The organism is Streptomyces sp. MGP-P1 (genome assembly GCF_057766565.1).
This window is the reverse complement of the sequence record NZ_JBYMEM010000007.1, coordinates 14187-26596: the sequence shown is the minus strand read 5'-3', so window position 1 is coordinate 26596 and position 12410 is coordinate 14187. Positions and strand designations below refer to the sequence as shown.

Here is a 12410-nt window from a genome sequence, read left to right as displayed (position 1 = left end):
CGTTTCTCTTCTGGACCTGATGATTAGAAGAAGTGCTTTCGCCCGCCCACCGCGCGGCCGGTCGCACCCAGGATCCACAGGATGGCGCCGACCAGAATGAGAATGCCGCCGATGGTGGTCAGGAGCCCCACACCGACAAGCAGGCCGATGATCAGCAGAATAAGCCCAAGGATGATCATTTTCGTTTCCCATCGTCAAGTCTGTTCAGACGCGTTTGCGCCTGCGCTTCACAACGGCCTCAGTGCACCTCACCGGTACCGCCCGGTTCCGAATGTCGCCAGAACCTCGTTGCGAAGGTCCTGGTGCCCGGCAATTCGGCGTTCACACATCGCTCTTACATCATCGCTCTCACATGCGTCGCTGTCGCGCCAGATAGATCGCGGCCGCCCCCGAAAGCACCAGGAAGAACGCGGCGAACCCGCCCGACATCCACGCCAGCAGGGCCGCGCCGCCCCCCTCGACGTCGTCCTCGCGGGCGACCACCTGCGGGTCGTCCGCCTGGTACCGGACGGTCATGGGTGCGCCGACGGACCACCTGCCGCCTCCGCTGCCCACCGGGAGGTCCGCCACCACGGTCTGCCCGCCGACCTCGAACTCGACCTCGCACTGGCCCGCCATGCACGCGCCGCTGGTGTGCAGGGTCGCCTGGGCCCGCTCACCGCCCTGGAGGGAGCGCAGGTGCTCCGCCGCCGGGAACATCACCAACGCCGACAGCGCCCCCAGCAGCAGCCCGAGAGCCAACGACATCAGCATGGACGCCCGGGGCCCCAGCCCGTTCGCTCCGCCGCCGGCCGCACCTGTCCTCGCCGGGGCGCGCACTCCGGACGCGCCCCCGTTCGCTTCGCCGCCCACCTGGCTCGCCCCCCTTGCCCGTCGGCGTCGAGCCGACGTCCGCTTCCTCGTGTCCGAGCAGGGTAAACGGGTGACCGAGGGCGTTTCACGGGGTGAAGTCGGCACATCCGGACCGGCCCCGGCTGCCTGTTGTCGGCAACCACGACCGAGGTGTCAGACCCCTCGCGTACGTTGAGCGCCGTCGCAGTCGAACGGAAGGCACACAGTGAAGGCGTACGAACTGGGGTTCGGGGAATCCGCGGACAAGCTGACGATCCGCCCCGGCAAGCTCACCGAGACCGATCTGCCCGGTGCCCGCGTCGCCGGATGGTGCGGCGGTCGTGCGCCCGGCATCGGGACGGCCGCGTGGCCGCGGAGCCCCGTCACCGGACTGCCGATGATCCACGTCATCACCCTCGAACTGCCGGAGGACTACCGGCGCAAGGGCGAGGAGCTGGTGGCCCTCTCCCTCTTCCAGGCCGACGACCATGTCGCCGACGACGTCGAAGGCGTCGCCGAGCTGCTGGAGGGCACCGCGCCCACCGCCGAGCAGGCCGCCGATCCTTTCCTCGCCGCGGTGGCCGCGACTGCCGCGGCACGCCACCCCCAGCAGCGGGACGTGGAAGACCTCATCGGCGGCGCGCACGCGCTCCTGTGGCTGACCGCAGAGGAGTTCGCCGCGCCCCGCATCGATCCTCCGGCCGATATCCGCCCGGCCGGCCTCGGCGACCACTACAGCCGCGGCCAGAACGCCTGGGACGACAGCGCGCCGGAGACCACGGTCTGGCTCGGCGAGCGCACCGGCGACGCCAACACCGGCATCGCCCCCTCGGAGGACGGCGCGGGCGGCTATGTGGCCGCCTGGTCCTCCGAGGACGAGGAGCTCCAGGAGTTCTGGTCGTCCATCGAGGGAACCTCGCACCTGGGCGGAACGATCATGCCCTGCCAGGGGATGCCCGAGGGGCTCACCCCGTACGTCTTCGAGCTGGAGGACGGCATCGGCGGTCTCAACCTCGGCGGCGGCAACGCGCAGATCGACCTGGAGTCGGACGTCTTCGACTGGGCGCAGTAGGGCGGGCAGAGCGGCGGGGCGGCAGGGCGAGGCCAGGGCGGTGCGACGGCAGGGCGGCAGGGTGAGGCCAGGGCGGTAGAGCAGCGGTCGGCATGACGGGGTGCCGCCCCGGGGCTCGGTCGGGGCTCAACCGGGGCTCAGTCGCCCCCGCAACCGCCTCCGCAGCTCGACCCGCAGCTGGACCCGCAGCCGCCCCCGTCGTGCCGGTTGCCGGAGCCGCTCCCGGTCGACCCGCGCGACGGGCGGGGCGGTGGGTTCCTGCGGCGCTCCTCCGCCTCGCGCTGCGCCCTCCGTTGGCGCTCCGCCCGCTCCCGGCCCTCGCGCAGCCGCTCCTGCTGCCGGGCGGCGCCGTCCGCCGGTTCCCAGGGGCCCAGCCGGTGGCGGCGGTCCGGCCGGAGCGGGGCCGTGGTCACCGTCGCGTACATCCGCCCCATCTCCTGGTGGCGGTGGTATTCGGCGCAGGCGTAGGCGAGGACGACCTCGTCGCCCTCCGCGAGCGTGCCGTACAGGACCGCTTCGAACGGCTCGTGCTTCGGGTCGACGTCGTGGTGCCCGTTCCCCACCCCGTACGCCGAGCCGCTGCCCAGGAGCCGCGTCCGTTCGCGGGTGTCGCTCGTGCGCGGGATGTACGCGATCAGGGGCGGCGCGGTGCGGGTGCGGGCGTCCGCGCAGATCCAGTGGCGCCCGTCCGCTCCGGCGCGCACGCCCACGATCAGGGCCGGCTGCTCCTTCCCGAAAAGCCGCCGCGCCGCCCGGTGGGCGAGCCAACCCCAGCCGCCGAAGGTCGTGCCGGCGACGAGGAGCACCAGGCCGACGCGCTGATGCCCGACGGCGTCGTAGCCGACGCCGCCCGAGGTCAGGTCCTGGACCAGGCCGTCGGTCAGGATCCCCCCGGCGACGAGGCAGAGCGCCAGCCCGAGGTACACCTGCGGGTGACCGCGATGGTCGTCCGATTCCGGGACGCGGTCGGGCAGCGGGAAGCGACGCTTTCCGGCCGCTTCGACGGCCAGGGCCCGCTGCCGTCGGCGGGCCCGCAGCCGGAGGCAGCTCCCCGCGAGCGCCACCGCGCAGACGGCGAGGACGACCAGGTGGCCGACGGCCGCCGACGGGTCGGCGTCTCCGGGCCGGGCCAGGGACAGCCCCGCCGCCACGGCGACGTACAGCGCGGCCGGAACGGCCGCGACCGGAACGTACCGGTACCAGAACGGCAGGGCGGTCAGCAGGACCACGCCCGGGTACCTCGACCAGTCCGTCCCGCCCCCGGTCCCGCCGCCCCAGGCCGCCGAGCCGGACGAGATCCCGAAGAGGAGGACGTACGCCGCCACCACCAGGGCGGCGAGGATCCAGCCGCCCGTGATCGGGGCGAGCGCGGCCGGGACGCCCGCTCTCCGCCACCGTTCGGCCTCGGCGGCGGGCCAGACGGCGACGCCGCCGGACAGCCGGGAGACCGTGCCGCCTCCGGTCACGGACCAGGTGACGGAGGCTCCGTCGGGCAGGATCTCGGGTGGCAGACGCTTGATGTGATACGCCGTCACCGGTCCACCGCCACACGCCCGCACATGCCCATGCCGCACGCCCCCCGACGCTCACTCCCCCGTGCATTCCCGGCCAGTCTTCCCACCACGGGCCACCGCCACACAAAAGCGGAGAGCGCTTTCCGGCCGAGCATTCCGGTCCGGTAACAACGCCCGCATCGCCCGCCGCAAGCCTTTAGGGTTCCTCACGGTTGCCCCTTGAACGTGTTCAGGGGGCTCTCCTGGGGAGGGGGACTGCGAGATGCGCAGTGGAGCGAAGGTCGCCGTGATCGGCGGAGCGTTCGTCCTGGTGGCCGGAGGGATCGGTTACGGGGCGTACAGCATGCTCGGGGACACCGACGGCGGTGACGGCGGTACGCGGAGCGCGTCCGAGTCGTCGAAGGTGAAGACGGGACCGCCGAGCGCGGAGGAGATAGCGGAGACGTCCAAGGGCTTCCTCGACGCGTGGGCGTCCGGCGACGCGACGGCCGCGTCGCTCCTCACCAACAACGAGGCGGGCTCGGAGCCGGTGCTCGCCTCGTACGGCGAGGACGCCCGCATCGGCAAGGTGAAGATCACCCCGGGCCCGGCCGTCGGCACGAAGGTGCCCTACACGGTGAAGGCGACCGTCTCGTACGACGGGAAGTCCAAGCCCCTTGCGTACGCCTCGGAGCTGACCGTGGTGCGCGGCCTGACGACGGGCAAGGCGCTGATCGACTGGGCCCCGACGGTCGTGCACCCGCAGCTGACGGAGGGCGCGACGCTGAGGACGGGCGAGGCCTCGACACCGACGATCGAGGCCGTCGACCACAACGGCACGGTACTGACCAAGGAGAAGTACCCCTCGCTCGGGCCGATCCTGGACACGCTGCGCGAGAAGTACGGGGAGAGCGCGGGCGGTTCGCCCGGCATCGAGACGTGGATCGAGCCCGCCGACGAGACCCAGCCCGACGTCAACCTGTTGACGCTGGCCAAGGGCAAGCCCGGCAAGGTGCAGACGACGATCGACGCGGACGCGCAGGCGGCGGCCGAGCGGGCGGTGAAGAAGTTCCCGGAGGCGTCCGTGGTCGCGGTGAAACCGTCCACCGGGGCGATCCGCGCGGTGGCCAACAACCCGGCGACCGGGTTCAACGCGGCGATGCAGGGGAAGCAGGCGCCCGGCTCCACGCTGAAGATCATGACGGCGGCGATGCTGCTGGAGAAGGGCCTGGTCACGGCCAACGGGGCGGCGGAGTGCCCCAAGGACGTGCTGTACCAGGGGCGTTCGTTCCACAACCTGGAGCACTTCGCGCTGCCGGACGGCAGCACGTTCACGCAGAGCTTCGCCAAGTCGTGCAACACCGCCTTCATCAAGCTGATCGACGACACGAAGGACGACGCCGCACTCGCCAAGGAGGCCCGGGAGGTCTTCGGGATCGGCCTGGACTGGAAGACGGGCGTCGTCACGACCGACGGCAGTGTGCCGGAGGAGACCGGTGGCGTGGCCGCCGCCCAGTACATCGGCCAGGGCACGGTCCAGATGAACGCCCTCAACATGGCGTCCATCACCGCCACCGCCATGACCGGCGCCTTCAACCAGCCGGTCATCGTGCCGCAGTCCCTGGACAACCGGCAGTTGGCCGAGGCCTCGCGCTCGCTGTCCTCCTCCGTCACCCAGCAGCTCAAGACGATGATGCGCGCCACGGCCGCCTGGGGCACCGGCGCGGAGGCGATGGCCTCGGTGGGGGGCGACAAGGGAGCCAAGACCGGTTCGGCGGAGGTCGACGGACAGGCCACCTCCAACAGCTGGTTCACCGGCTTCAGCGACGACCTCGCCGCGGCGGCGGTCGTCCAGACCGGCGGACACGGCGGCGACGCGGCGGGCCCGGTCGTGGCGGAGGTGCTGAAGGCAGGCCGCTGAGGCCGCGGCCGAAGGCCTTGCGCCACCCGGCCGGTCCCCCCGCCCCGCCAGGTCCAGCACCGGGGCGGCGGCCCGTGCCCATGCCCGTGCCCGTGCCCGTGCCCGTGCCCATGCCCATGCCCATGCCCGTGCCCGTGGCCGTGGCCGTGCCCGTGGGGTGAGCGTAGGAGCACCCCCGCCCCGGGTCATCCCGGTTTCGCCGCCCCGCTGCCGGAGCGCGCGGCGGCGGCGGCCCCTGGCGATTCGGCCCCCGGCACACCCGGTTCGGGCAGGGTGCGGAAGAGCAGCCAGCTCAGCAGGGGCATCGCCACGAGCGGCGCCAGGGCGGTCTGCAGGGACGTCGCGTCGGCGAGCGCCCCGACGGCGGGACTGGCCAGGCCGCCGATGCTGACGGTCAGGCCGAGGGTGATACCGCTGGCGGTGCCGACCCGGGAGGGCAGGTAGTCCTGGCCGAGCGTGACTTGGAGCGAGAAGGGAACGTACAGGCCGGCCGAGGTCAGCGCAAGGAACAGGAAGACGGCCGGGCCGGGCACCCACACCACGCCCGCGACGGCCGCGACCGTGACCAGGTACGACCAGCGCGCGACCGCCACCCGGTCCCACCGGGCGGCCAGGGACCCGCCGAGCACCGCGCCGACCGTGCTGCCGAGGTAGAGCACGAACAGGGCCGCGGTCCCCACGGCGATGCCGCCGCCCAGGCGCTGGCGGACGTACAGCGAGATGAAGGTGCTCAGGCCGATGAACGCGATCGACCGGAAGACCACGGCCAGGGACAGCCGCACGAAGGAGGCGACGTCGTCGCTCCCGGCCGGCAGAGTCGTCGCCGGGGGCCCTGCTGCTTGCCGCTGCTGAAGGACGCGCACGACCGGCAGGCACAGCGCGGCGCCGACGAGGGCCGGCAGCACGAGCAGGGGCGTCCAGCGCAGCCCTCCGACGCTCATCACACCGGCGACCATGAGCGGCGCGAGCGCGAAGCCGACCGTGCCGCCCGTGGAGAACCAGCCCATCGCCCGGTGGCTGCCCCGGCCGGCGATCCGGGCGACCCGGGCGGATTCGGGGTGGTAGGCGGCCACCCCGACACCCGACAGCGCGACGAACACCAGGGTGAGCGGATACGAGCCGCTCACCCCGCTGAGCGCGATGCCGACACCACCGAGCAGCGTGCTGACCGGCAGGAGCCACGGCATGGCCCAGCGGTCGGTGAGTACGCCGAACAGCGGCTGCGCCACGGAGGACAGCAGCGAGGCGGCCAGCACGATGCCCGAGGCGACCGCGAGGGAGTAGGAGCGCTCGGCGATGAAGAACGGCACCAGGGCCGCGACGGAGCCCTGGTAGACGTCGACACAGGCATGGCCCACGGACAGCAGGACGATCGGCGTGTTCCTTCGCATCCCGCCATGTTCCGGCCCGGGCCGCTGTCGCGCTTTCGATAAACTGCCACATGATGACGAACATCCGCCAGGCTTCCCCCGGTCAGGCTTCCATCGGCGGCCGTGCTTCCATCCGCCGACCTTCCGCCCGGCAGGCCACCACCCCCCGGGCCGCCACCCCACCGGATTCCACCCCCCAGGCCGCCACCCCCCAGGCCGCCGTCCGGCACGATCCGGTGGCTCCGACCCGTACCCGGCGGCTGGCTCCCGGCGGCTCGATCGACGCCCACCGGCACGACGACCACCAGATCGTCTACGCGGGCCGCGGGGTGCTGACCGTCACGACGAGCGCGGGCTCCTGGGTCGCCCCGGCCACGCGCGCGATCTGGGTGCCCGCCGGCACCGTGCACGCGCACCGGGCCTACGGCGAACTCGATCTGCACCTGGTGGGGCTGCCCGTCACCGAGAATCCGCTCGGCCTGGACACACCGACCGTGCTGGCCGTCAGCCCGCTGCTGCGCGAGCTGCTCATCGCCTACACCCGCGCCGAGAGCGACGACCGCCCCGAGCGGGCCCGCCTGCGCGCCGTGCTCCTCGACCAGCTGCGGGCCTCCGCCCAGCAGCCGTTGCACCTGCCGACGCCCGCCGCCCCGCTGCTGCGCGCCCTGTGCGACATCCTCCGGGCCGACCCGGGCGACAGCCGTACGCTCGCCGAACTCGGCCGCCGGGTCGGGGCGAGCGACCGGACCCTGTCCCGGCTGTTCCGCAGCGACCTCGGCATGACCTTCCCGCAGTGGCGCACGCAGCTCCGTCTCCACCACGCCCTGATCCTCCTGACCGAGCGGACGCCGGTGACCGCGGTGGCGCACCAGTGCGGCTGGTCGTCCACCAGCGCCTTCATCGAGGTGTTCCGCCGCACGTTCGGCCACACCCCGGGCTCCCACCGGGCGGAGTGAGGGCGTCCGCCCGTCCGAGGGGAACGGCGTACGCGGCAGGGCGCGACCGCCTCGCGCCCACCACCCGGAACCCCTCGCATGCGTCCGGAACCCCTCGCATGCATACTGCACCGACCGCTAGCGTGCAGCCATGAGCACTCCCGAACCCCTCGAAACCACTCCCGCCGCCCCCGTCTCCCACGCCCACCCCCGGTTCGCCGAGGCGCTGGCCGAGCTGGGCCTCCAGGTCGAGGTGCGCCGCTTCCCCGACGCGACCCGTACGGCGGCGGAGGCCGCTGCCGCGATCGGCTGCTCGCTGGGCGAGATCGTCAAGTCCCTGGTCTTCACGGCGGACGGTGCCCCGGTGCTGGTCCTGATGGACGGCTCCTCGCGGGTGGACGTCGAGCTGGTGCGGCGTGAACTGGGCGCGCAGAAGGTCAAGCGGGCGGACGCGGACCTGGTCCGGGAGACGACCGGGTACGCGATCGGCGGCGTACCGCCCTTCGGCCACGCCACCAGGACCCGTGTCCTGGCCGACCGGCGCCTCCTGGACCACGCGGTGGTGTGGGCGGCGGCGGGCACCCCGCACACGGTGTTCCCGCTCGACCCGAAAACGCTGGTCGCCCACGCGGGCGCGACGCTCGCGGATGTGCGCGAGCCCGCCAAGTGACCCCTCTGGTCGCTCTCGCGGTCCTCATAGCCGCCGTCACGCACGCGAGTTGGAACGCCATCGCGCACGCGATCAAGGATCAGCTGCTCTCGTTCACGCTGATCTCCGGCGGCGGTCTGCTGATCGGCGTGGCAATGGCCCTCTTCGCCCCGTTCCCGGCGGCGGAGGCCTGGCCGTACCTGGTGGCGTCGGCCGCCCTGCACGTGCTGTACATGATGCTGCTGATGCGCTCGTTCACACTCGGCGACTTCGGCCAGATGTACCCGATCGCCCGGGGCACCGCCCCGCTGGTGGTGACGGTCCTGGCGGCGGTGTTCGTCGGCGAGCGTCCGGACGGCTGGGCCACGGCGGGCGTCGCGGTGGCCTCGGCCGGGCTGGTCGGGCTGGCGCTGTGGGGCATCCGGGGCTCCGGCAAGCGCCCGCACTGGCCGGCGATCGTGGCGGCCCTCGGCACCGGCCTGGCCATCGCCGGGTACACCACGGTCGACGGCGTCGGCGTGCGCGCCTCGGGCACCCCGCTGGGTTACGTCGCCTGGCTGATGGTCCTGGAGGGCCTGGCGATCCCGGCGTACGCGTACTACCGCCGCCGCGCCGAACTGCTGACGCAGCTCAGGCCGTTCGCCGTACGCGGCCTGCTCGGCGCGGCCCTCTCGGTGGCCGCGTACGGGCTGGTCCTCTGGGCCCAGACGAAGGCCCCGCTCGCCCCGATCGCGGCGCTGCGCGAGTCGTCGATCATCGTGGGCGCGGCGATCGGCACGCTGTTCTTCAAGGAGCGTTTCGGGGCCCCGAGGATCGCGGCGGCGGGGCTGATGGTGGTGGGCATCGGCCTGATGCTGCACACGAGTTGATGCCCCCCGCCCTGCGTACCGGCAGGGGCGAGGGGCATCGATCACCGATCGTGAGGGGCTGGCCTCAGACGCTGGCCTTGGACGGCTCGTCGTTGCTGTCCTCGTCCGTTCCGCCGGTCTTCCGGGTACGGACGTATTCGAGGAAGGTGTTCAGCTCGCGCTTGACGACGGGCGCGAGGAGGTAGAGGCCGATGATGTTGACGACGGCCAGGGAGAAGAGCACCGCGTCGGCCAGGTCGATGAGGGTTTGCAGGGTGAGCAGGGACCCGGAGACGGCGAGCAGGGTGTAGAGGGACTTGAAGACGGTCTCGCTGGTGCGGCTGCGGCCGAAGAGGTAGGTCCAGGCCTTGAGGCCGTAGTAGCCCCAGGTGAGCACCGTGGAGATCGCGAAGAGCAGCACGGCGACGGTCAGGACGTACGGGAACCAGGGCAGCACGGTCTCGAAGGCGTCCGAGGTGATCGTCACGCCGCCGATCGACTCACCGTCGCGCGCCTCGCCCCAGCTCGCCGGGTTGGCGATGACGATGGTCAGCGCGGTCATGGTGCAGATGACGACCGTGTCGATGAACGGCTCCAGCAGGGCTACCAGGCCCTCGGTGGCCGGGTGCCTGGTCTTGACCGCGGAGTGGGCGATCGGCGCGGAGCCGAGGCCGGCCTCGTTGGAGAACGCGGCGCGCTGGAAGCCGATGATCAGTGCGCCGAGCACACCGCCCGCGACGCCTTCGGGGTTGAAGGCGCCCTCGATGATCGTGCCGATCGCGGCGGGCACGGCGGTGACGTTGACGAGGATGACGACGAGGCAGGCGGCGATGTAGATCCCGGCCATCGCGGGGATGAGCCGGCTGGTGACCGAGGCGATGGAGCGGATGCCGCCGAGGAGCACGATGCCGACGAGGGCGGCGACGAGGATGCCGAAGAAGAGGGCGCCGGCGGAGGAGCCCATCGCGCCGTTCTCGCCACCGGTGACGGAGACGAGCTGGGCGTAGGACTGGTTGACCTGGAAGAGGTTGCCGCCGAAGAGCCCGAAGAACAGGATCATGATCGAGGCGAGGACGGCGAGGACCTTGCCGAAGGTCTTCCCGTTCTTCCCGAAGCGTTCGGCGAGCCCCTTGGGCAGGTAGTGCATCGGTCCGCCGGAGACGGTGCCGTCGGCGTGGACCTCGCGGTACTTCACGCCGAGGGTGACCTCGACGAACTTGGTGGCCATGCCGAGGAGACCGCAGAGGATCATCCAGAACGTGGCCCCGGCCCCGCCGATGGAGACGGCGACGGCCACACCGGCGATATTGCCGAGGCCGACCGTGCCGGAGACGGCGGCGGTCAGGGCCTGGAAGTGGTTGACCTCGCCCGCCGAGTCCTTGTCGTCGTACTTGCCGCGCACCACGTCGATGGCGAGACGGAATTTGCGTACCTGGACGAATCCGAACCAGCCGGTGAAGACGAGGCCCGCCACCACGAGCCAGGCGACGATGAGCGGGAGGTCCGTCCCGCCGACGGGAACGGCGTAGAAGACGATCTCGCCGAGCCACTTGGCTATCGGTTCGAAGAACCCGCTGACGGCTTCGTCGACGTTCTCGGTTATGGATTCGAGTGACACGTTGGCTACCTCGATGACGCGGGAACGGCGGACAGGTGGGGTGTCTTCGCCGTTCGGTGTGCGATGGGGGGACGTTTCTGGAGGGATGAGCGAACGTCGTCGTCCGGTCGGCGATCCGGCTTGTCCCATGGAGTGGACGACGGCGACGGTCGCTCTGGCCTGCCACCGGGGCGGTCCCGGCGCTCCGCTTCGGCGAGGGTTCCGCCTACGAAGTTGGGCATTTGTACCACGCCGTTTACCCGATCTTTAGTGATGCAGGTCACATTTGCGCCGTGTGCGCGTGAAAATGCTAGGCGGGTGACATCACCGTTATGCGGGATCGCAGATACGTTTATCGGACACCTATCGGCAGGTCGGAGGGCGCGCCTCCGGACTGAGGGATGTCTCTGACCTGAGGGGGGGTACCTCCGGTCAGAGGGATCTTCCCGCCTCGCTTACCCCGCCGGGCACCGCGTAGACAGACCGGCGCGCAGACAGACCGGCGCGGCTCATCCTCCCGTCGCGACGGCCGCGCAGAGCTCCCGCACCGCGACGAGGACCGCCTCCGGCGACTCGTCCAACAGAAGGTGCCCCGCCCCCTCGATCACCCTGAACTCCGCCCCGAGCCGACGCCGGGCGGCCGGCCCCAGATGACGCGGGGGAAGGAAGGGGTCGAATCGCCCCGTGACTACCAACGTGGGCACAGAGCGCCGCAGTTCGAGCAGACCGGACGGAAGGGGCGGCGGAGCGAGACTGGTACGGCAGCAGCGCCCGACCAGATCCATCCACTCCCCCAGCTCGTCGGCCACATGCCCCTCCCCTCGCCCTTGCGCCGGAGCCGCCATGTGACGCACCAGCGCTGTCGAACGGGCGACCGTGGGCCGCAGGAGCCAGGGGACGGTGGCGGCCAGGAGAGGGGCGGGCACCCTCAGCCGGACTATGCCGGCGCTGGAGAGCAGCACCCGGCCGACGATCTGCGGGGCGTCGCAGGCGAGGGCGACCGCGCCGCCCAGGGAATGTCCCACGACGACGACCGGCCCCGGCACCGCCCGCGCAAGAACCTCGGTCAGCCACTTCCCGTACCAGGACGAGCGCTTGGCACGAGGCCGTCGGTCCGCGCTGAGCCCCGGCTGGCCGGGCAGGTCGAGGACGACCACCCGCCGCTCCCGGGCGATCGCCTCCGCCACCGGCAGACAGAGAGCGGCGTTCATGTTCGTCCCCGGCAGCAGGACGACACTCGGCTCCCCGCCGCGCGGCTCCGGCCCCGCGGTCACGACTCCGGTGACCCCCGCCGAGGTCACCACCTCACGGCGGGCATGGGCCAGGCCCGAGCCATCGATCCGGTTCACACACCAGCGCCGCACTTCCGCTCGCGCCTGTTCGCTCCGGTACACGGAAGTCATGGGCCGTCCTGGTCAAGGGCGATATCGGTACCGGAGGGCGCGCACCTCGCGATCGGGGCGGTGAGGTCAGTGCGCTGCGGCGTACGCGACGAAGCCTGCCCACGCGGCGGGGGCGACAGCCAGACGGGGGACCTGCACATTCTTTGAGTCGCGTACGTGGACAGCGTCCAGGGCCGCCGCCACCTCGACACACTCGTTGCTGTTGCTGCTGTCGCTGTAACTGCTCCTGGACCACCGCAGGTCGGACGCTGTCACCGCAGCGGGATCCTGATTCGCGTCGCTCATGGAGAG

General features: G+C 71.8%; 12 protein-coding genes. 5 read left to right on the top strand and 7 right to left on the bottom strand.

From position 1 onward, the window contains the following. Positions 1–23: 23 nt before the first annotated feature. Positions 24–179 (bottom strand): hypothetical protein, encoded by a 156-nt coding sequence (locus tag AC3CH1_RS21875; protein ID WP_397921004.1) that lies wholly within the window; start codon positions 177–179, stop codon positions 24–26. A 169-nt stretch (positions 180–348) separates the two neighbouring features. After that, positions 349–753 carry a hypothetical protein gene (locus tag AC3CH1_RS21870; protein ID WP_488466697.1) on the bottom strand — a complete coding sequence of 135 codons (405 nt, stop codon included), beginning with the start codon at positions 751–753 and terminating at the stop codon, positions 349–351. 304 nt (positions 754–1057) lie between these two features. Between AC3CH1_RS21870 and AC3CH1_RS21865 the strand changes: the two genes are divergently transcribed. Further along, positions 1058–1903, top strand: coding sequence for a hypothetical protein (locus tag AC3CH1_RS21865; RefSeq protein WP_488464487.1), 846 nt, complete (start codon positions 1058–1060; stop codon positions 1901–1903). Positions 1904–2040: 137 nt separating this feature from the next. Here the strand turns inward: AC3CH1_RS21865 and AC3CH1_RS21860 are convergent, their stop codons facing one another. Continuing rightward, positions 2041–3438 carry a hypothetical protein gene (locus AC3CH1_RS21860; RefSeq protein ID WP_488464486.1) on the bottom strand — a complete coding sequence of 466 codons (1398 nt, stop codon included), beginning with the start codon at positions 3436–3438 and terminating at the stop codon, positions 2041–2043. Positions 3439–3679: 241 nt separating this feature from the next. Between AC3CH1_RS21860 and AC3CH1_RS21855 the strand changes: the two genes are divergently transcribed. After that, positions 3680–5317, top strand: a complete 1638-nt coding sequence (locus AC3CH1_RS21855) for a penicillin-binding transpeptidase domain-containing protein (protein WP_488464485.1) — start codon at positions 3680–3682, stop codon at positions 5315–5317. 185 nt (positions 5318–5502) lie between these two features. Here AC3CH1_RS21855 and AC3CH1_RS21850 read toward each other — a convergent pair whose 3' ends face one another. Further along, positions 5503–6708: an MFS transporter gene (locus tag AC3CH1_RS21850; RefSeq protein ID WP_488464484.1), complete on the bottom strand. Its 1206-nt coding sequence runs from the start codon at positions 6706–6708 to the stop codon at positions 5503–5505. Positions 6709–6761: 53 nt separating this feature from the next. Here AC3CH1_RS21850 and AC3CH1_RS21845 point away from each other — a divergent pair, with 53 nt between their 5' ends. From AC3CH1_RS21845 to AC3CH1_RS21835, 3 genes are all read left to right on the top strand, one after another. Further along, complete coding sequence (locus AC3CH1_RS21845) at positions 6762–7643, top strand: AraC family transcriptional regulator (protein ID WP_488464483.1); 882 nt, start codon at positions 6762–6764, stop codon at positions 7641–7643. 130 nt (positions 7644–7773) lie between these two features. Further along, positions 7774–8292: a YbaK/EbsC family protein gene (locus tag AC3CH1_RS21840; RefSeq protein ID WP_488464482.1), complete on the top strand. Its 519-nt coding sequence runs from the start codon at positions 7774–7776 to the stop codon at positions 8290–8292. Next, the gene (locus tag AC3CH1_RS21835) at positions 8289–9140 is read left to right on the top strand and encodes an EamA family transporter (protein WP_488464481.1); all 852 of its coding nucleotides are present in this window, start codon (positions 8289–8291) and stop codon (positions 9138–9140) included. Before AC3CH1_RS21840 ends, AC3CH1_RS21835 begins: the two co-directional genes overlap by 4 nt. A gap of 64 nt (positions 9141–9204) precedes the next feature. On the opposite strand, the gene AC3CH1_RS21830 is transcribed toward AC3CH1_RS21835, so the two are convergent. The 3 genes from AC3CH1_RS21830 to AC3CH1_RS21820 all read right to left on the bottom strand — a co-directional run bounded on the left by AC3CH1_RS21830 (position 9205) and on the right by AC3CH1_RS21820 (position 12404). Next, the gene (locus tag AC3CH1_RS21830; RefSeq protein ID WP_488464480.1) at positions 9205–10737 is read right to left on the bottom strand and encodes an alanine/glycine:cation symporter family protein; all 1533 of its coding nucleotides are present in this window, start codon (positions 10735–10737) and stop codon (positions 9205–9207) included. A 488-nt stretch (positions 10738–11225) separates the two neighbouring features. Continuing rightward, positions 11226–12119 carry an alpha/beta fold hydrolase gene (locus tag AC3CH1_RS21825; RefSeq protein WP_488464479.1) on the bottom strand — a complete coding sequence of 298 codons (894 nt, stop codon included), beginning with the start codon at positions 12117–12119 and terminating at the stop codon, positions 11226–11228. A 66-nt stretch (positions 12120–12185) separates the two neighbouring features. After that, positions 12186–12404 (bottom strand): DUF397 domain-containing protein, encoded by a 219-nt coding sequence (locus AC3CH1_RS21820; protein WP_488464478.1) that lies wholly within the window; start codon positions 12402–12404, stop codon positions 12186–12188. Positions 12405–12410: the final 6 nt, after the last annotated feature.